Raw genomic sequence first — 17,561 nt, 5'->3', positions numbered from 1 at the left:
GCAGGTCTCAGGCGGCGATGACGTCGAGCGCCGAAGCAAAGAGGCCGCGGCCGTCCGAACCGCCATGGGCGGCTTCGATCAGGTTCTCTGGATGCGGCATCATGCCGAGCACGTTGCCCTTTTCGTTCATCACTGCGGCGATATCGTTGATCGAGCCGTTCGGATTGGTGCCCTCGGCATAACGGAATACCACCTGGCCATTGCCTTCGATCGCAGCCAGCGTCGCTTCGTCGGCGAAATAATTGCCGTCATGATGGGCGACCGGGCAGCGGATGACTTGGCCCTGCGCATAAGCGCGGGTGAAATCCGTCTCGGCATTGACGACTTCGAGCTTGATTTCGCGGCAGACGAATTTCAGCGAGGAATTGCGCATCAGCGCGCCGGGCAGCAGGCCGGCCTCGACGAGGATCTGGAAGCCGTTGCAGACGCCGAGCACCTTCACGCCCTTCGCAGCCTTGTCGATGATTGCCTGCATGACCGGCATGCGGGCAGCGATCGCGCCGCAGCGCAGGTAATCGCCATAAGAAAAGCCGCCGGGGATGACGATCAGGTCGACATCGGGGATCTCGGTTTCCGTCTGCCAGATCGTCACCGGCTGTTGGCCGGAGATTTTGGCCAAGGCTGCGATCATGTCGCGGTCGCGGTTGAGGCCCGGAAGTTGAACGACGGCTGATTTCATGGGGTCCCTGCGTCTGGCGAAAGATATTGAACTGGAACGCTTTCGGCGAGCCATACTCCATTGTCGGAGACAATGAAAGAATGACCCTCTGAAAACATGCGGGCCGCGTCGACACGCAGGATGATGTATTCACCCTTGCGACGCATTGCGACGATTTTAGCCGTGTCGACATCTGCTGAGAGATGAACGTGGTGTCGCTGCATCTTCTTCAAGCCTTCGCGCTCGATCGACTGCCAGTTCGTCAGAGATGTGCCGTGAAATAGAGCGGCAGGCGGTTCAACCGGGTTCAATGCGAGATCGACGTCGACGCTATGACCTTGGTTTGCGCGAATTCTATTATCGGCGAGGGCGAAGCGCTTCTTCGGATTGTTTTCGACAATCTCGATAATATCGGCGCGGGAAACGTCGAATTTCGACGCCAACGCTTTTTCGAGCGCATCGAACGACGCCCAACCCTCGCCATCAAGCGTCAAACCCGCGGCATCAGGCGCATGACGCAAAACGTAGCTCATATATTTCGAGACTTCCGTCTCCAGCTTTGCTTTCATCATGACGCCAAATCCTCAAGGTCCGCCGGAAGACGGGTCTGCGATCGTCAGTCGATCGCGATTGCGTAGTTCTCGATCACCGTATTGGCGAGCAGCTTTTCGCACATTGCCTTGAGGTCGGCCTCGGCCTTGCCCTTGTCGGCGCCTTCCAGTTCCAGGTCGAAGACCTTGCCCTGTCTTACATGGCCGACGCCCGAGAAGCCGAGGGCGCCAAGCGCACCCTCGATAGCCTTGCCCTGCGGATCGAGAACGCCGTTTTTCAGCGTGACGGTGACACGAGCCTTGATCACTTTGTCTTTCCTGCCTTACTTGACGAGAACCGGGCCGGTGCCGCGCACAGGCTCGTTTTCATTGATGATGCCGAGACGGCGCGCAACTTCGGAATAGGCTTCGAGCAATCCGCCGAGGTCGCGGCGGAAACGATCCTTGTCCATCTTCTCGTGGGTCTCGATATCCCAGAGCCGGCAGCTGTCCGGCGAGATCTCGTCGGCGAGAATGATGCGCATCAGATCGCCTTCGAAGAGGCGGCCGCATTCGATCTTGAAGTCGACGAGCTGGATGCCGACGCCGAGGAACAGGCCGGTCATGAAGTCGTTGACCCGGATGGCAAGCGCCATGATGTCGTCGAGCTCGGCAGGATTGGCCCAGCCGAAGGCAGTGATGTGCTCTTCGGAGACCATCGGATCGTCGAGCGCGTCGGACTTGTAATAGAACTCGATGATCGAGCGCGGCAGCACGACGCCTTCGTCGATGCCGAGGCGCTTGGCGAGAGAACCGGCGGCGACGTTGCGCACGACGATCTCCAGCGGGATCATCTCCACTTCCTTGATCAGCTGCTCGCGCATGTTGAGCCGGCGGATGAAATGGGTGGGGATGCCGATCTTGTTCAGATGGCTGAAGATATATTCCGAAATGCGGTTGTTGAGGACGCCTTTGCCATCGATGACTTCGTGTTTCTTCTTGTTGAAGGCAGTGGCATCGTCTTTGAAGAACTGGATCAAAGTGCCCGGTTCCGGGCCTTCATACAGAATCTTTGCCTTGCCCTCGTAGATACGGCGGCGACGGTTCATCGTGGTCATTCTCTGTTGTTGGCGCTCTTGGGATAGCGCGAGTGGATCGATCTCGTGGCGTCCCCTTAAAGGAAAAGAGAGGGTTTCACAATCCGCCTGTCGCTCCTTCCATGGTTTCCGAATTTCCTAGCCCCGGTTTCCGATTTTACGGAATACCGCCAAGAGAATCGAATGAATTCGCAAGACGAGTCTAGCGCCTTTTCCTCTACGGTGGAATGAAGGCGAAATGGCGGGCCGCTTATGCAGGTGTTTATTTGGCGGCTCTGCTGCGCAGCGCGCGGCGAAGCTCAGTCTGCAAGGCGCGAGCGGCGATTTGCCCGTGGCGCCAGCTTCCGGCGCGGATGAAGGAGGGGATCTGCATGGCCGGCATCGGCCGGGCGAGCGCGTAGCCCTGCAGCGTGTCGCAGTCGAGTTCCTCGAGGATGCGGATGTGATCCGCCGTCTCGACGCCCTCGGCGATGACCAGGATATCAAGCGAGCGGCCGATATCGATGATCGAGCCGACGAGTTTGCGCTGCTCGGCCGATTGCGGCAGCATGCGGATCAGTTCGCGGTCGATCTTCAGCGTCTTGGGGCTTAGGCGCAACAGGCTGACGATCGAGGCATGGCCGGTGCCGAAATCGTCGATCTGGATGTCGATGCCGAGCTTGCGCAGCTTTTTCAGGTTGGCGGCTACCCCCTCGTCGCAATCGTCGAGCGAGATCGATTCCAGCAGTTCGAAGGAGATGGTGCCGGGCTCGATCTTCAGAGCGCGGAGCTTTTTGCCGAGATCGGGATCGGCGAGCCGCCTTGCGGAGACGTTGACCGATATCTTCGGAATCGACAACCCGTCCTTGATCCAGGCGCTGCGATCGGCCAGCGCGCGTTCCAGGATCAGCGCGTCGATGGTCGAGACGACGTCGAGATCCTCGGCGATATCGAGGAAGCGGTCGGGCGTCAGCAGCCCGTGCACCGGGTGCTGCCAGCGCGCTAGTGTTTCGACGCCGGTGACATCGAGCGTGCGGGCATCGAACTGCAGCTGATAGAAGGGCACGAATTCATTGCGTTCGAGGCCGATCAGTATCTCGTCGGCGAGGTGCTTGGCGGAGATGGTGTCGCGGCGGTCAGACGCCGAGAAGAATTCGAAACGGTTGCGGCCCAGGCCCTTGGCCCGATAGAGCGCGATATCGGCGTCGAGCAGCATCTGCTTGGCGTCGAGCGTCGGCCCGCTGTCGACGGTGATGCCGATGCTGGCGCCGAAACGGCAGTCGTGCCCTTCATATCTGACGGGTTTGCGCAATTCGCGGATGACACGTTCGGCAAGGCCGGCGATCTTCTTCGATGCTGGATCGACGGCGCAGAGGATGACAAACTCGTCGCCGCCGATGCGGGCGACGAAATCGGCGGTTCGGACGGAATTCCTCAGCACGTTTGCGGCATGCTGCAGCATGGCGTCGCCGGCCCGGTGGCCGAGCGTGTCGTTGATCTGCTTGAAGCGGTCGAGATCGATATGCAGGATCGCCAGTGCAAGGTCCTTGGCCCGGCATTCGGCCGAGCGCTCGCCCAGCATCTTGTCGAGGTAGCGGCGGTTCGGCAGGCCTGTAAGGTAATCGTGCAGCGCCAGATGCTCGATGCTCTCCTTGGCGGCTTCGAGCTCGCGGTTGCGCGCTTCCGCCAGATCCTTGGCGCGCTGCAGCTCGTTGCGGAGCGCGGCCTCTTCGGTAACATCCCAGTTGGCGCCGATCAGTTTGCGGTTGCCATTGCCGTCGATGAAGAAGGCCGAGCGGGCGCGGATGACGCGTTCGGCGCCGTCGCCGCGGATGATGCGGTATTCCTGCTGGAAATCACTTCCGCTTTCGACGCTGCGGTCGGACAAGCCAAGCACGCGTTCCCGGTCGTCGGGATGCAGGCTTTTCGCCCAGGCGTCGCCGCCGATCTGACGCGGGGCGCCCTGCAGACCGTAAATGGCAATGAGGCGCTCGTCCCATTCGACGGTATCATGTTCGATATCGGCTTCGAAGACGCCGATGCGGGAAACCTCCAGCGCCAGATCGAGCCGGCGCGACAAACGCGCCAGCGTCTCCTCGGCCTGCTTGCGGGCGGTGATATCGGTATCCGTGCCGACGATGCGCGTCGGCACGCCGCTCTCGTCCCATTCCACGCAGGCACCGCGGCACTCGATCCAGATCCAGTGGCCGTCCCTGTGGCGCTCGCGATATTCGAAGATCTGGTAGTTGGGATCGCCGGCGTTCTGCCGGTCGATGGCATGGACGACGAAATCGCGATCGTCGGGATGAACGAGCTGCAGCCAGGCGTCGTAATCGCCGGCGGCTTCCTCGTCGGGCGCCATGCCGCGCATGGTTTTCCACGTCTGCGAGTAATATTTCCGATCGAGACGGTAGTTATGATCCCATACGCCAAGGCCCGAGCCGACGAGTGCGTGGTTCCAGCGGCTTTCCCGCTCCGCCAGGTCGGAATCGTCGGCCGCCCCATTGCCTATGCCTGCCTCAGCCGCTGCGGCTTCGCCATGCGGATCATCAGCCTCTGGAAGGGCTTTCTTCACGGGCATTCTCGCTTATTTCACCTCGGTGCAGTCTGCTGTCATTCCATTAAGAAAGACTTAGAAAGCACTTGCTCAACAAGCGAGAAGGCGGGTTTTCCTCACTCAGCGGAGAGCCGGCTGAGGAACTGGGCAAAGACCATGGTGCCTTCGGGCCAGGGACCGTGACCGGAATCGGCATTGATGTGACCGGACTCGCCGGCATCGACGAGGAAGGAGCCCCAGCTGCTGGCGATATCGTCGGCATGGTCGTAACTGCCGAACGGGTCGTTGCGGCTGGCGACCGTGATCGACGGGAAGGGCAGCGGATCGCGTGGATAGGGGCCGAAGGTCATCAAATGCTTCGGGCGGATGTCGGGATTGGCGACATCGGGCGGAGCAACGAGGAACGCGCCGGCCACCCGGTTGCGGAAATGCGGGATGGCGTGGATCACCGAGGGCACGCCCAACGAATGGGCGACGAGAATGACCGGGCGGGTCGAGGCGTTCACCTCCTCGGCGATGCGGGCGATCCAGTCCTCGCGAACCGGCTTCGTCCATTCGGCCTGTTCGACACGGCGCGCCGTGCTGAGCTTTGCCTCCCAGCGGCTCTGCCAGTGGCTCGGGCCCGAGTTGGTGTAGCCGGGGATGATGAGGATATCTGCGTCTGAGGCTTTCATAGTGCCGCCGATGTGAGAAAGCTTGGCCGAGATGTCAAGAGGGGATGCCAAGGGAGAGAGCGACAGGGCGGCTGAAACTTGTTATATTGCTCGAGTGCCGGTTGCGGATTTCGTGTCGGCTTGCCCGCCGATGCTGTCCGCCGCCGATCAGGTCTCGGCTGAGGAGGAGAAAGCCATGGCGGCATTTCATGTCATGACGGGTTCAAGTGAAAACTTTGTGCGCCCCGTCGTCAATCGCATCAGTATCGCCGACGTCTTCGACGCGCTGAAGCGCGGGTACGATGATTTCATGGAGAAACCGTCCCACTATGTGTTCCTATGCCTGATGTACCCGATCGCCGGCGTCTTCCTGACGCTGTGGACCTCGGGCGCCAACCTTTTGCCGATGGTCTTCCCTCTGATGGCGGGTTTCGCGCTGATCGGCCCGATCGCGGCGATCGGCCTCTACGAAATCAGCCGCCGGCGCGAGGCCGGCCTTGACACGTCCTGGACGCACGCGCTCGAAGTGCGCCATTCGCCGGCTCTGCCATCGATCGTGGCGGTCGGACTGATGCTCTGCGCTTTCTTTGTCGTCTGGCTGGTGACGGCGCAGACGCTCTACAGCAATCTGCTCGGCGAAGTGTTCCCGCGCAGCATGGCGGATTTCTTCAGCCAGGTCTTCGGCACGTCCCAGGGCATGCAGCTGATCATCTGGGGCAATCTCATCGGCTTCGTCTTCGCGCTCGTCGTGCTGGCGATGACCGTCATCACTTTTCCGTTGCTGCTCGACCGCGATGTCGGGGCGGTGGCCGCCGTCACGGCGTCGATCCGCGCGATGGTTCTCAATCCGGTGCCGGTGCTGCTCTGGGGCCTGATCGTCGCCGCACTGCTCGTGATCGGCACGATCCCGGTCTTTGCCGGGCTTGCGCTGGTTATCCCGATCCTCGGCCATGCGACCTGGCATCTCTATCGCAAGCTGATTGCGCGGGAAGCCGCCGCGTAACCAAGCCTCGCCCCCAGGGAATTCTCGAATCCCTGGGGAACCTCAAACCTGCCTCGGAGTTTTTTGCCAGAGCATGATGTCGTCGAGACCATGCTCTGGAGACGTCGAGGGAGGATTTCAGAGGTGGCGATAAAGCATCTGTTTGCCCGCTTCGCAACCAAGACATCAGAATGGGCGGGCAAGCCCGTTATCTTCATCCTGGCGCTCATCGCCGTTATCATCTGGGCCTGCCTAGGCCCGTTCTTCGATTATTCGGAAACCTGGCAGCTGGTGATCAATACCGGCACGACAATCATCACCTTCCTGATGGTCTTCGTATTGCAGAACGCCCAGACGCGCGACACGCGGGCGATCCAGGCCAAACTCAACGAAATCATCCTGACGAGCCACGCCGAGAACCGTTTCATCGGTATCGAGAACCTCGACGAGGAGGAGCTGAAGCGCCTCGACGAGTTGGTCGCCAAGGCCGCCAAGGGCAGGGGTGAGACGGAGGCTTGCAGGACAGAGGAGGCGGCGAAAGCGGCGCCTTTGAAAAAGGCCGCGGCACGCAAGCGCCCTGTTGCCGCCAAAGGAAACAAGCAGAAACAACGGCCGCTTGAGAAAAGCTAAACCATCATCCGATCTGCCATCGCAGAAAGACAAAGGCAGAAATAAAGCGGCGCCTGCAAGGGCGCCGCCATATCGTTGATTGCAGATCGCTCAGGCGTTGCCGAAGACGCGACGGAAGATCGTGTCGACGTGTTTGGTGTGATAGCCGAGGTCGAATTTTTCCCGGATGTCTTCCTCGGACAGCGCAGCCCGCACTTCAGCGTCGGCCAGCAGTTCTTCCAGAAAATCCTTGCCCTGTTCCCAGACCTTCATGGCGTTGCGCTGGACCAGGCGGTAGGCGTCCTCGCGGGAGGTGCCGGCCTGGGTCAGCGCCAGCAGGACACGCTGGGAATGGACGAGACCTCGGAACTTGTTGAGGTTCTTTTCCATATTCTCGGGGTAGACCAGCAGCTTTTCGATGACGCCGGCGAGGCGTGAGAGGGCGAAATCGAGCGTCACGGTCGCATCCGGACCAATCATGCGTTCGACCGAGGAATGGGAGATGTCGCGCTCGTGCCAGAGGGCGACGTTTTCCATCGCCGGCATGGCATAGGAGCGGACCATGCGGGCAAGGCCGGTCAGGTTTTCGGTCAGCACCGGATTGCGCTTGTGCGGCATGGCCGAAGAGCCCTTCTGGCCGGGCGAGAAATATTCCTCCGCCTCCAGCACTTCGGTGCGCTGCAGGTGGCGGATCTCGGTCGCCAGCCGCTCGATCGACGAGGCGACGACGCCGAGGGTGGCGAAATACATGGCGTGGCGGTCACGCGGGATGACCTGCGTCGAGACCGGTTCGGCCTTCAGGCCGAGCGCCTCGGCGACATGTTCCTCGACGCGCGGATCGATATTGGCGAAGGTGCCGACGGCGCCCGAGATGGCGCAGGTCGCGACTTCCTCGCGGGCGGCGACTAGGCGCTGGCGGCAGCGCTCGAATTCGGCATAGGCGAGCGCCAGCTTGACGCCGAAGGTGGTGGGCTCGGCATGAATGCCGTGAGAACGGCCGATGGTGACGGTGTCCTTGTGTTCGAAGGCGCGGGTTTTTAGCGCTTCGAGCAGGCGATCGAGATCGGCGATGAGGATGTCGGTGGCGCGGACCAGCTGGACGTTGAAGCAGGTATCGAGCACGTCGGACGAGGTCATACCCTGGTGGACGAAACGCGCATCCGGGCCGACGATTTCGGCAAGATGGGTGAGGAAGGCGATGACGTCATGCTTGGTGACGGCCTCGATCTCGTCGATGCGGGCAACGTCGAAGGTGGCGGCGCCACCTTTTTCCCAGATTGTCTTAGCCGCGGATTTCGGGATGACGCCCAGTTCGGCCAGCGCGTCGCAAGCATGCGCCTCGATCTCGAACCAGATGCGGAACTTGGTTTCGGGAGACCAGATGGCGACCATTTCGGGCCGGGAATAACGCGGGATCATGGGCTGCTGCCTTCACTTCAAGAGATTTGTTCAAAGTTGGAGCCCCTGTAGCAAAGACGGGCGGCAATCTCAACGCATGCGTTTGGCAAGATGATAGCTGCTTACGACAAGGCAGACGAGACCAAGCGGCAGGAAAAGACGCAGGCCGATCACCAGGAACTGGTAGACAGCGCTGATACTGGTGAAGACGAACTGGAAAGCCCAGATGATGCTGCCGAAGGGGGCGTGCCAGCGCGAATAGAAGATCCGGTATTCCATGGCGAAGAGGAAGGCGGTCATCGCAATCGTCGCTGCTGTCAGCGTCACGAAAAAAGCGGCAAAACGTGCTTCCGGCGGCCTGTCATAGGCAAGGAAGCGGGCGACCGGCAGGGCGAAGGGCCAGGCGAGCAGGCCGCCGAGGAAATAGAGTGTGGCGACCTCGGCTAGACGGCTCGTCTCCAGGCCGTTGCGCAGGTAAAGGCCGAGCATGGCGGCGGCGAGCATCTGCATGCCCCAAAGCAGCGCGCCGGCAATCAGATCAGGGTAGGGCGGCCGCGCAGCTCTTAGACGATCCATCCTCGGGCGATCCGTCCTGGGGCGATCCATGCTCAGGGATGAACCGGAACGGCGATCCAGCGTCCGTTCCTCTCGGCATCGAAGGCGAGGATGAGGGCGATGTGAACCTGATTTCCGGTTTCCGGCTGATAGACCATCGCGCCGCCGATCCGGTATTCGACCGAACATACCCGTTCGGCCGGAACGGCGGTGGCCTGGCGTGCCGCCTGGCGGTTCGGAGCGCCCTCCTTCTCGATCATCTGCAGGCTGAAGCCAAGCACCCGCTTGTCGATCGAAGCGCACTCCTTCGGCGTCGGCACCGGCATCTCGCCGAGCGAGAGCGTATAGGGTGATTTTGGCGGACCGTCGGTCGCAAGCGTCGTGTAACGGATCGTCTTCGAAGGAGAACCGAGTTCGGTCGGCGGATTGAAGGCGGCGATCAGGCCGGGATTGGTCAGGAGATCGTATTTGTCCATCTCGCCGCGTGCCGCCGTCAGGTTCTGCCGCCGCGCCTTGGAAAGATTGGCGTCCTTATCGGTCAGTTCGGTGCGAAACGGCGTGCCCTCGAGATACTGGCCGCTGCCGGTATTGACGAAATAGGTGTTGGAGTAGGGGATGCGGCCCTCCTCCTTGATGCCGAATTCCTGAAATCCGAAGACCTTGCCGTCGGCGGAAAAGCCGATCGGCTGGATATTGGCAATGTCTCCGGCAAGTGACATGCCGGGCAGGCCGGCAAGTGCGGCGGCAAGCACGCCGCCAATGATGAGACGCTTCTTCATGTTCGTGCCCCTTCGGCTGCCTGACGCAGATCGGCGATGGTCCGACGGTAAGCCTCGACCGTATCGCCCTTGAAAATTGCCGAGCCGGCGACGAGGACGTTGCCGCCCGCCCGGGCAATTGCCGGCGCCGTTTCCACAGTCACGCCGCCGTCGACCTCGAGTTCGATCGGCCGATCACCGATCAGTGACTTCGCCGCCGCGATCTTGGCCGCCATCGCCGGAATGAACTTCTGTCCGCCGAAGCCGGGATTGACCGACATGATCAGGATGAGGTCGACATCGTCGAGCACGTTCTCGATGGCGCTGAGCGGTGTCGCCGGATTGATCGTCACGCCGACCTTCTTGCCGAGATTGCGGATGGTCTGCAGCGAGCGGTGCAGATGCGGTCCGGCTTCGGCATGGACAGTGATCCGATCGCAGCCGGCCTTGGCGAAGGCTTCGAGATAATCGTCGACCGGCGAGATCATCAGGTGGCAGTCGAAGGTGGCTGATGTGTAGGAGCGCAGCGACTTGATGACATCAGGGCCGAAGGAGATGTTCGGCACGAAATGCCCGTCCATCACGTCAAGATGGATCCAGTCGGCGCCGGCGGCCGTTACGTCGCGCACCTCCTCGCCGAGCCTGGCGAAATCCGCCGCGAGGATCGAGGGGGCGATGCGAATGGGCAGCGTCATCAAATCTTACTCCATATGGGTCGCCATTTGACTGCGGCGCCCTGATTCAAGGCTGGCGCGCGCCGCTCATTGCGTTGGCGCGGCGGGTGGAAAAAAGCCGTTGCCCCGCCATTCGAGCAGGCGGTAGGGGTTTTGCGAAAGCTCATGCGCGCCGGTGAAGGCCATAGTGCCGATCGGCGTCTGGAATGTCGTGCCGAGAAGCATCTCCTGGAGGGGTTTGCTCGCTGCAGCGGCGGCTTCCGCCGCCTGGCCGGCAATGAGTGCCGCGGCCAGCGACGGCAGGACATAACCTTCCGGCTCGATGCCTTTGGCGCGCAAAGCGTCGGCTGCAGCTGCGCTTTCCGGCCGAACGGTATATTCGGGCAGGGCAACGGCGCGCACGCCTGTAATCAGCGGCAGCGGCTGGTCGGCGGCGCGCATGGCATCGCCGCCGAGGATGGACAGCGGGATGTTCTCCGCCTTGGCGTCGCGGGCGATGACGGCAACGTCGTTGCGGTCGCCGCCGATGAAGACCCTGGTGGCGCCGGCCCGTTTCAGGCGGCGCACGAGGGCAATCTGCTGTTCCTGTCCCGGCCGATAGGTGTCGGTAAAGACCGGCTTCAGGCCGTTCTGCTCCAGCGCGTTGCGCACTGCTTCCGTCAGTTCTCGGCCATGGATGGTGCCGTCTTCGATCAGGGCGATCGGATCGGCGGCCCAGTCCTTCAGGATGATTTCGATGATCTTTGCCGCCTCGGCGCCGTCGGCGGGCGCTGCCCGGAAGAGCGGCCAGCCGTTCTTCAGCGCATCCTCCATCAGGATGCGGGAGCGCACGGAGACGGTGATCGCGGGAATGTTGGCGTCCTTCAGCTTCGGCAGTGCGCCTTCCAGCGTCTCGCTGCAGAGAAAGCCGATCGCGACCTGCACCTTGGCATTGATCAGCGCGTCGGCAATTGCTGCGCCGCTATTCTCTTCGCAGGTCTCGTTGATGGCGACCAGAGTATTGCCTGATTGTTGAATCTCGAAACCGGCGCCGGCGGCAATCTGGGCGCCGAGGAGGGCGAGCGTGCCGTTCTGAGGGGCGACGACGCCGATCGTCACGCCTGCCGCATGGCTCGGCACGGCCGCTCCCAGCAGCGTCAGAAAGGCTGCTATGCCACGCAGGTTGATCATGAAAGGCGAAGATCCCTAGCCGTCGTCCATGCCCTTTTATCCGCAAGGCCGCGATCGTCAAAGAAAAACAAGCGCAACGCAGCGCTTTTCACCGGTCCTATTGTAGAAAAGGTAACCGATGCTCGCCATATTGGCGCGATAACAAGTCGATCAATGCAAAAGCGCGCACGGGAGAAGCAGGTGTTGAACAGGCAGCATATCGACCCTGGCCTTTATCGCGATGCCATGAGCCGTTATGCCGGCCATGTGCAGCTCGTGACGACGGCGATGGGCGAGTTGCGCCGCGGCGTCACCATCACCGCCGCCTGCTCGGTCTCGGATAATCCGGCCTCGGTGCTGATCTGCCTCAACAACACCAACCCGAAGAACGACATCTTTTTCAGGAGCGGCATCTTCGCCCTGAATACGCTCGGCGCCCATCATCAGGGCGTCGCCGATGCCTTTTCCGGACGCACGGCGCTTGCCGATGACGACCGTTTCGCCAGCGCCCGTTTTGAGATGCTCGTCACCGGCGCGCCCGTCCTGGCCGACGCGCTTGCCGCCTTCGATTGCCGGGTGACCGACATCAAGGAAATGCCGACGCACAATGTCATCTTCGGCGAAGTTGCGGCCGTCCGCTTCAGCGAAAAACACCCAGCGCTCATCTATATGGACCGGGATTATCACGCGCTGTGATGAGAGCGCCGTGGCCGAGATTTCGAGGGAATAGAGAATGGACAATGCCGGGATCGAGGAAATGTTTCAGGGGCTCGGCCCGGTCACGGTCAAGCGCATGTTCGGCGGCAAGGGCATCTATCATCTTGGGCGCATCATCGCGCTCGAAGTGCGGGACGAGATGCTGCTGAAGGCCGATGAGAAGAGTGCCCCGGAATTTGCGGCTGCCGGCGCCACGCAGTGGAGCTATGAAGGCAAGAAGGGCAAGCCGGTGAAGATGCCCTACTGGTCGATCCCCGACGAGGCCTATGACGATCCCGATCTGATGGCGAAATGGGTGCGGCTAGCCTATGAGGCGTCGCTTCGCGCCGAATGACTAGCTGCGTTCGGCAGTCGGCAAAGCCGCTATCGCCGCCTTGGTGAAGGCCGACAGCGGCTCGGGCAAGTCCGTCAGCGGAAACCAGCCGAAATCCGAAAGCTTGTCCGGTTCGGTCAATTGTGGTTCGCCTTCGATGTCACGGGCGAGATAGAGAACTGAAATCCAGTGCTGGCGATCGGCATCGATGATCTGCTCGGTCATGCCGATTCGTTCGATGCGCCCGATCGTCAGGCCGGTTTCTTCTTCGGCCTCGCGGCGCGCGGCTTCCTCGGCCGGCTCCATGTGATCGACCTTGCCGCCGACAATGTTCCAATAGCCGGCTTCAGGTGGGCGCATACGTTTGTAGAGAAGGATCCTGGCGTCGCGCAGAATCACCAGCCCGACGCCGAGACCCGGAAAATCGATACCGGGTCTGGCCATGGCAATGCTCAGACCTTGGCGCTGCCGGCGATCAGCATGAAAGCGGGGATATCATCGCCGAAACCGATCGGGGTCGGGCCGTCGTCGTGGTCGCGATGGCGGCGGCGGTCGCGGCTGTCATCATTTGCCGGATAAGGCCGATTGTTGCGCGCGTTGTTCTGCGGCTTCTGCTCTGCTTTGCGCTCGTTCTTCACGATGTCGGCCTTTACTGGTGCTGCCTGGATCACTTGGACGTCATTATCCTGTATGTCGTTGTCAGATTTATGACTCGCGGCGCCACGACTGCCGCGGCCGCGGCCGCGATCCTTCTCGCCTCGATCGTCCCGACCGCCACGCTCGCGGCTGTTGCGGCGCGGGCGTTCGCTGTCCTTGCCTTCTTCTGCCGGCGGTAGGGAATTCAGGTCACCGTTCTGCCATTCGACCTTTTCGCCGATCAGCTTCTCGATGGCGTCGACGAATTTGGTGTCGCGCTTGGTGACCAGGGTGAAGGCGGCACCCGAGCGGCCGGCACGGCCGGTGCGGCCGATGCGGTGGACGTAATCCTCGGAGTGAATCGGGACATCGAAATTGAAGACGTGGCTGACATCGGGAATGTCGAGGCCGCGGGCTGCAACGTCGGAGGCGACCAGCAGCTGGAGATTGCCGTCACGGAAGCTCTGCAGCATCATCGTGCGGGAGCGCTGGTCCATATCGCCATGCAGGGCGCCGACGGAGAAACCGTGGCGCTCGAGCGACCGGAAGAGATCGGCGACATCCTTCTTGCGGTTGCAGAAGATGATGGCGTTCTTCAGCTCGGTCTGGGCACGGACGAGTTCGCGCAGAACCGCACGCTTTTCGTAGTCCTTGCTGTGCGAGGCGACGAAGCGCTGCGTCACGGTCTTTGCGGCGGAAGCCGGCTTTGCGACCTCGATGCGCTCGGGATTCTGCAGGAACCGGTCGGCGAGCTTCTGGATTTCCGGCGGCATGGTCGCCGAGAAGAACAGCGTCTGACGGGTGAACGGGATCATCTTGGCGATGCGCTCGATATCCGGGATGAAACCCATGTCGAGCATGCGGTCGGCCTCGTCGATGACGAGGATCTCGACGCCGCTCATCAGGAGCTTGCCGCGCTCGAAATGGTCGAGCAGGCGGCCGGGCGTGCAGATCAGCACGTCGGCGCCGCGCTCGAGCTTGCGGTCCTGGTCCTCGAAAGAAACGCCGCCGATCAGCAGGGCGACGTTGAGGCGGTGGTTTTTGCCGTATTTCTCGAAATTCTCGGCGACCTGGGCGGCGAGTTCGCGCGTCGGCTCGAGGATCAGCGTGCGGGGCATGCGGGCGCGGGCGCGGCCCTTCTCCAGAAGCGACAGCATCGGCAGAACGAAGGACGCCGTCTTGCCGGTGCCTGTCTGCGCGATGCCGCAAATATCGCGGCGCTCGAGCGCAAAGGGAATAGCTCCCGCCTGAATGGGCGTGGGGATCGTGTAGCCCGCGTCGGCAACAGCGGATAGCACTTTTTGGCTCAAGCCAAGGTCAGCAAATGTCGTCAAAGGGAAAACTGTTTCCGTTCCGGTTCGGCCGAGCTCTGAACGAGTCGGCGGGATTGCATGCCGCAATGCAGCGCGACATAGCCCCGAATGGCCGGCAAGTCAAGAATTAGAGAGGCCGCACCCCGTGCAGAGTGAAGCGATGGTTACCGGCCGGGTATTACTTGATATAGGTGGCGAGTTTAAGGCCGGCATTCATGAAATATACTGGATCGACCGCGTGACCGTCCTGGCGCACTTCATAATGCAGGTGCGTGCCTGTCGAGCGGCCGGTGCTGCCGGCAAGGCCGATGACGTCGTTGCGGTCGACCGTGTCGCCGACCTTGACCAGCACCTCCGACATATGCCCGTAGCGCGTCGAAATGCCGTTGCCGTGATCGACCTCGACCATGTTGCCGTAGCCGCCGGTCCAGCCGGCCGAAATCACCCTGCCAGGCGCCGTCGGGCGGATCCTTTCGCCCGGCGAAAAGCGAAAGTCGATGCCGGAATGAAGCGCGAGGCGGCCAAGGAAGGGGTCGCGGCGATTGCCGAAGGGGCTGGTCACTTCCTTGCCGACGGCGGGATTGCGGAAGGGCAGGGATTCGGCGGTGCTGCGCACGGCCTCGAGCCGGGTCAGCGCGCCGTCGAGGGCGACCAGCGAATTGTTGAAGTCGTCGTTGCTTTCAGGCTCGACATAGGGGCCGCCGACGGCATCGTCATCGTCTTTCCTGGCCGCGGTCTCGGGCATCGGGATCTTGAAGCGGGTCAGCACGGTCTCGATAGCGTTGGCGGCACTGCCGGCATCGCTCGTCAGCTGTTCGACCCGGCTGCGCTGGTCCTGTTCGACATCCTTCAGCGACAGCGTCACCTTGGAGAAGATCCGGTCGGCGCGGTCGCCGACGGTCTCCGCGGTCGGCACATAGGCAAGCGTCGAATTGTCGGGCGTCGCATCGGCGGGGGCGCCGCTTGCCAGCTGTTTCTCGATCGCCTGGATACCGCCGCCGTCAAGCGAAGCGCGCTTGTCTTTGATCTCGGGGGCATAAGACTGAACGGGGGAAGACGGCGCGGGCGGGGCGCCATCCTTCTCTGTCAGGCCGGAACTTTCGGCCCGATCGAGCAGATTGTCGAGCTTGCCATGGCGCGAGGTCAGCGCCATCTGCTGCTCCATCAGCTTGTCGACCTTGTCCTCGACCACCTGCTGGTCGAGAAGCTGGCGGGAGGTGATGCGGTCGACCTGAGCGCGAAGGGCGGCGATGCGGTCTTCATAATCGTGCTGCATGCGGGCCTGGCGCGCCATGGTAGCGCCGATCAGGTCGTCGCGCAGCACGAGATAGGACGTGGCCAGGAGATAGCCGATCGAGAACACGCCGATGAAGCAGAAGGCAAGGGCTGCCATCCACGGCCGGACCGTCATGTGGCGGACCTTGTCGCCGCTTGCCAGGATGAGGATATGTTCCTGTGCCCGCCTGCCGAATACCCGGTGCTGATGTCCGCTGTTCACGCAGGCTCTCCCGATTGATGCTCTACGCCTCTTTCGGAAAATTAGACACGCTTATGGTTAATGAATGCTTTCATTGCCGCCGTCCGCGGCAGAAATACCAGGCATTTCAAGCGTGGCTGATCGATGCCAGTGCGCGATAGAAGGACGGCGTCAGCCCCGCCTCGGCGCGGGCGAGATCATTGAAGGGTGGCTTCAGCGGTCCGCGAAAATTGGCGCGGACCAGTTCCTGGAAGGCCTTTGCCGGGTCGCGCTTCTCTCGTGCACAGAGGAAGCGGAACCATTTGGCGCCGACGGCGACATGGCCTTTCTCGTCGTTGTAGATGACATCGAGGACCGCTGCACTTTCGAGATCGCCGGTTTCGCGCATCTTCGCCTGCAGCGACGGCGTGACGTCGAGGCCGCGGGCTTCGAGAATCAGCGGCACGACGGCGAGCCTTGCCGTCAGGTCGTTGCGCGTCGAATGGGCGGCCTGCCAGAGCCCGTCATGGGCGGGGAGATCGCCGTAATCGGCGCCGAGATCGTTGAGTCTGGCACGCACCATGCGAAAATGCTTCGCCTCCTCGAAAGCGACTTGCATCCAGCCGTCGAAGAAGGAATTCGGCACCTGCTCTGTCGCAAATCGCGCGACGATATCGAGCGCCAGATCGACGGCGTTGAGTTCGATATGGGCAATGGCATGCAGCAGGGCGATTCGCCCCTTGAGCGTATGCAGCGAGCGCTTCTTCACCTGGGTCGGCGGCGTCAGCTCCGGCTTGTCGGGACGGCCGGGCCTGTCCGGCAGGGCGGCATCGAGCGGCGAGCGCAGCGACACCCGGCGGGCGAACCAGCGGGTGGCGCTTTCCTGCGCAAGAGCCGTCTTGCGGTCGAGATCGGCGGAAGAGATCGCATCGATGGCGCCACCGCGCAGCGAGGTTATCGCCAGATGCCCGGTCACGCGGCGAGATTCCGCACGGCCTCGAGCACGGTTTCGGCATGGCCCTGCACCTTTACCTTCTGCCAGATGGTGGCGATGATGCCGTCCTTGCGGATGAGGAAGGTGGTGCGTTCGACGCCCATGAAATTGCGGCCATACATGCTCTTTTCTTTCCAGACGCCATAGGCCTGCAGCGTCGTCTTTTCCTCGTCCGAGGCGAGCGCCACCGAAAGACGGTGCTTCTTGACGAATTTGTCATGGCAGGCGGCCGAATCGGGAGACATGCCGATGACGGCGGCGCCCGCCGCATCAAACTCGGCTGCTAAGGCCGTGAAAGCCAATGATTCGGCAGTGCAGCCGGTCGTATCGTCCTTGGGATAGAAGAACAGCACGAGCGGCCTGCCGTGGAATTCGGCCAGCGAGACGCGGCCGCCGCCGTCGCGGGGAAGGTTGAAATCAGGGGCCGTGGCGCCGATGCCGGGAACCGCCATTGGGAAAACCTTTCTTTTGCCGGGTTTGTGGATGACACTTTCTCTCCCCGAATTATATAGTGGATGGAAACCCGTCCAGCA

Annotated in this window: 20 protein-coding genes; 4 read left to right on the top strand and 16 right to left on the bottom strand. The window is 61.9% G+C overall.

The window, feature by feature from the left end:
- Positions 1-7 precede the first annotated feature (7 nt).
- From purQ to NE851_RS21985, 6 genes are all read right to left on the bottom strand, one after another.
- Positions 8-679 (bottom strand): phosphoribosylformylglycinamidine synthase subunit PurQ, encoded by a 672-nt coding sequence (gene purQ / locus NE851_RS22010; protein WP_028758346.1) that lies wholly within the window; start codon positions 677-679, stop codon positions 8-10.
- Positions 676-1,230, bottom strand: a complete 555-nt coding sequence (locus tag NE851_RS22005; protein WP_254957695.1) for an RNA 2'-phosphotransferase — start codon at positions 1,228-1,230, stop codon at positions 676-678. Before NE851_RS22005 ends, purQ begins: the two co-directional genes overlap by 4 nt.
- A 44-nt stretch (positions 1,231-1,274) precedes the next feature.
- Positions 1,275-1,517 carry a phosphoribosylformylglycinamidine synthase subunit PurS gene (gene purS / locus NE851_RS22000; RefSeq protein ID WP_012757626.1) on the bottom strand — a complete coding sequence of 81 codons (243 nt, stop codon included), beginning with the start codon at positions 1,515-1,517 and terminating at the stop codon, positions 1,275-1,277.
- A gap of 15 nt (positions 1,518-1,532) precedes the next feature.
- Positions 1,533-2,297 (bottom strand): phosphoribosylaminoimidazolesuccinocarboxamide synthase, encoded by a 765-nt coding sequence (gene purC / locus NE851_RS21995; RefSeq protein ID WP_003568927.1) that lies wholly within the window; start codon positions 2,295-2,297, stop codon positions 1,533-1,535.
- A gap of 250 nt (positions 2,298-2,547) precedes the next feature.
- The gene (locus NE851_RS21990) at positions 2,548-4,845 is read right to left on the bottom strand and encodes a putative bifunctional diguanylate cyclase/phosphodiesterase (protein ID WP_254957683.1); all 2,298 of its coding nucleotides are present in this window, start codon (positions 4,843-4,845) and stop codon (positions 2,548-2,550) included.
- 92 nt (positions 4,846-4,937) lie between these two features.
- Positions 4,938-5,495 (bottom strand): RBBP9/YdeN family alpha/beta hydrolase, encoded by a 558-nt coding sequence (locus NE851_RS21985; RefSeq protein WP_254957681.1) that lies wholly within the window; start codon positions 5,493-5,495, stop codon positions 4,938-4,940.
- Positions 5,496-5,670: 175 nt separating this feature from the next.
- On the opposite strand from NE851_RS21985, the gene NE851_RS21980 reads away from it, so the two are divergent.
- Both NE851_RS21980 and NE851_RS21975 read left to right on the top strand, forming a co-directional pair.
- Complete coding sequence (locus NE851_RS21980; RefSeq protein ID WP_254957679.1) at positions 5,671-6,477, top strand: DUF2189 domain-containing protein; 807 nt, start codon at positions 5,671-5,673, stop codon at positions 6,475-6,477.
- 129 nt (positions 6,478-6,606) lie between these two features.
- Positions 6,607-7,086 carry a low affinity iron permease family protein gene (locus tag NE851_RS21975; protein WP_063475255.1) on the top strand — a complete coding sequence of 160 codons (480 nt, stop codon included), beginning with the start codon at positions 6,607-6,609 and terminating at the stop codon, positions 7,084-7,086.
- A gap of 90 nt (positions 7,087-7,176) precedes the next feature.
- On the opposite strand, the gene purB is transcribed toward NE851_RS21975, so the two are convergent.
- The 5 genes from purB to NE851_RS21950 form a co-directional block, all read right to left on the bottom strand.
- Positions 7,177-8,484, bottom strand: a complete 1,308-nt coding sequence (gene purB, locus NE851_RS21970; RefSeq protein WP_028758352.1) for an adenylosuccinate lyase — start codon at positions 8,482-8,484, stop codon at positions 7,177-7,179.
- Between the two features lie 69 nt (positions 8,485-8,553).
- Positions 8,554-9,039: a hypothetical protein gene (locus tag NE851_RS21965; RefSeq protein ID WP_088930350.1), complete on the bottom strand. Its 486-nt coding sequence runs from the start codon at positions 9,037-9,039 to the stop codon at positions 8,554-8,556.
- A 32-nt stretch (positions 9,040-9,071) separates the two neighbouring features.
- The gene (locus tag NE851_RS21960; protein ID WP_254957675.1) at positions 9,072-9,797 is read right to left on the bottom strand and encodes a DUF2259 domain-containing protein; all 726 of its coding nucleotides are present in this window, start codon (positions 9,795-9,797) and stop codon (positions 9,072-9,074) included.
- On the bottom strand, positions 9,794-10,471 hold the full coding sequence (rpe, locus tag NE851_RS21955; RefSeq protein ID WP_047609989.1) for a ribulose-phosphate 3-epimerase: 678 nt from the start codon (positions 10,469-10,471) through the stop codon (positions 9,794-9,796). The genes NE851_RS21960 and rpe overlap by 4 nt, the downstream gene beginning before the upstream one ends.
- A 66-nt stretch (positions 10,472-10,537) precedes the next feature.
- Positions 10,538-11,620 carry an ABC transporter substrate-binding protein gene (locus NE851_RS21950; RefSeq protein WP_047609987.1) on the bottom strand — a complete coding sequence of 361 codons (1,083 nt, stop codon included), beginning with the start codon at positions 11,618-11,620 and terminating at the stop codon, positions 10,538-10,540.
- 180 nt (positions 11,621-11,800) lie between these two features.
- Between NE851_RS21950 and NE851_RS21945 the strand changes: the two genes are divergently transcribed.
- Both NE851_RS21945 and NE851_RS21940 read left to right on the top strand, forming a co-directional pair.
- Complete coding sequence (locus NE851_RS21945; RefSeq protein WP_028758357.1) at positions 11,801-12,295, top strand: flavin reductase; 495 nt, start codon at positions 11,801-11,803, stop codon at positions 12,293-12,295.
- Positions 12,296-12,332: 37 nt separating this feature from the next.
- On the top strand, positions 12,333-12,650 hold the full coding sequence (locus NE851_RS21940) for a TfoX/Sxy family protein (RefSeq protein WP_047609986.1): 318 nt from the start codon (positions 12,333-12,335) through the stop codon (positions 12,648-12,650).
- On the opposite strand, the gene NE851_RS21935 is transcribed toward NE851_RS21940, so the two are convergent.
- The 5 genes from NE851_RS21935 to NE851_RS21915 all read right to left on the bottom strand — a co-directional run bounded on the left by NE851_RS21935 (position 12,651) and on the right by NE851_RS21915 (position 17,480).
- Positions 12,651-13,073: an NUDIX domain-containing protein gene (locus NE851_RS21935; protein ID WP_047609985.1), complete on the bottom strand. Its 423-nt coding sequence runs from the start codon at positions 13,071-13,073 to the stop codon at positions 12,651-12,653. It abuts the gene before it with no gap.
- Positions 13,074-13,081: 8 nt separating this feature from the next.
- Positions 13,082-14,599 carry a DEAD/DEAH box helicase gene (locus NE851_RS21930; RefSeq protein WP_047609983.1) on the bottom strand — a complete coding sequence of 506 codons (1,518 nt, stop codon included), beginning with the start codon at positions 14,597-14,599 and terminating at the stop codon, positions 13,082-13,084.
- Between the two features lie 157 nt (positions 14,600-14,756).
- On the bottom strand, positions 14,757-16,076 hold the full coding sequence (locus NE851_RS21925) for a peptidoglycan DD-metalloendopeptidase family protein (protein WP_097543637.1): 1,320 nt from the start codon (positions 16,074-16,076) through the stop codon (positions 14,757-14,759).
- A 106-nt stretch (positions 16,077-16,182) separates the two neighbouring features.
- On the bottom strand, positions 16,183-17,010 hold the full coding sequence (locus tag NE851_RS21920) for a ferritin-like domain-containing protein (RefSeq protein ID WP_063475235.1): 828 nt from the start codon (positions 17,008-17,010) through the stop codon (positions 16,183-16,185).
- On the bottom strand, positions 17,007-17,480 hold the full coding sequence (locus NE851_RS21915) for a peroxiredoxin (RefSeq protein ID WP_063475236.1): 474 nt from the start codon (positions 17,478-17,480) through the stop codon (positions 17,007-17,009). The genes NE851_RS21920 and NE851_RS21915 overlap by 4 nt, the downstream gene beginning before the upstream one ends.
- Between the last annotated feature and the right edge of the window lie 81 nt (positions 17,481-17,561).

This window comes from Rhizobium anhuiense bv. trifolii, assembly GCF_024346605.1.
Lineage (GTDB): Bacteria > Pseudomonadota > Alphaproteobacteria > Rhizobiales > Rhizobiaceae > Rhizobium > Rhizobium anhuiense.
Note: the sequence above shows the minus strand (reverse complement) of the source record. Positions and strands in the feature narration are given on the sequence as shown.

What these genes read in the sequence shown, in the direction of transcription:
- rpe (WP_047609989.1), bottom strand. Translation starts at nt 10,471, where the DNA reads ATGACGCTGCCCATTCGCATCGCCCCCTCGATCCTCGCGGCGGATTTC.
- NE851_RS21965 (WP_088930350.1), bottom strand. Translation starts at nt 9,039, where the DNA reads ATGGATCGTCTAAGAGCTGCGCGGCCGCCCTACCCTGATCTGATTGCC.
- purQ (WP_028758346.1), bottom strand. Translation starts at nt 679, where the DNA reads ATGAAATCAGCCGTCGTTCAACTTCCGGGCCTCAACCGCGACCGCGAC.
- NE851_RS21985 (WP_254957681.1), bottom strand. Translation starts at nt 5,495, where the DNA reads ATGAAAGCCTCAGACGCAGATATCCTCATCATCCCCGGCTACACCAAC.
- purB (WP_028758352.1), bottom strand. Translation starts at nt 8,484, where the DNA reads ATGATCCCGCGTTATTCCCGGCCCGAAATGGTCGCCATCTGGTCTCCC.
- NE851_RS21915 (WP_063475236.1), bottom strand. Translation starts at nt 17,480, where the DNA reads ATGGCGGTTCCCGGCATCGGCGCCACGGCCCCTGATTTCAACCTTCCC.
- NE851_RS21950 (WP_047609987.1), bottom strand. Translation starts at nt 11,620, where the DNA reads ATGATCAACCTGCGTGGCATAGCAGCCTTTCTGACGCTGCTGGGAGCG.
- NE851_RS21980 (WP_254957679.1), top strand. Translation starts at nt 5,671, where the DNA reads ATGGCGGCATTTCATGTCATGACGGGTTCAAGTGAAAACTTTGTGCGC.
- NE851_RS21960 (WP_254957675.1), bottom strand. Translation starts at nt 9,797, where the DNA reads ATGAAGAAGCGTCTCATCATTGGCGGCGTGCTTGCCGCCGCACTTGCC.
- purC (WP_003568927.1), bottom strand. Translation starts at nt 2,297, where the DNA reads ATGAACCGTCGCCGCCGTATCTACGAGGGCAAGGCAAAGATTCTGTAT.
- NE851_RS21990 (WP_254957683.1), bottom strand. Translation starts at nt 4,845, where the DNA reads ATGCCCGTGAAGAAAGCCCTTCCAGAGGCTGATGATCCGCATGGCGAA.
- NE851_RS22005 (WP_254957695.1), bottom strand. Translation starts at nt 1,230, where the DNA reads ATGATGAAAGCAAAGCTGGAGACGGAAGTCTCGAAATATATGAGCTAC.
- NE851_RS21940 (WP_047609986.1), top strand. Translation starts at nt 12,333, where the DNA reads ATGGACAATGCCGGGATCGAGGAAATGTTTCAGGGGCTCGGCCCGGTC.
- NE851_RS21935 (WP_047609985.1), bottom strand. Translation starts at nt 13,073, where the DNA reads ATGGCCAGACCCGGTATCGATTTTCCGGGTCTCGGCGTCGGGCTGGTG.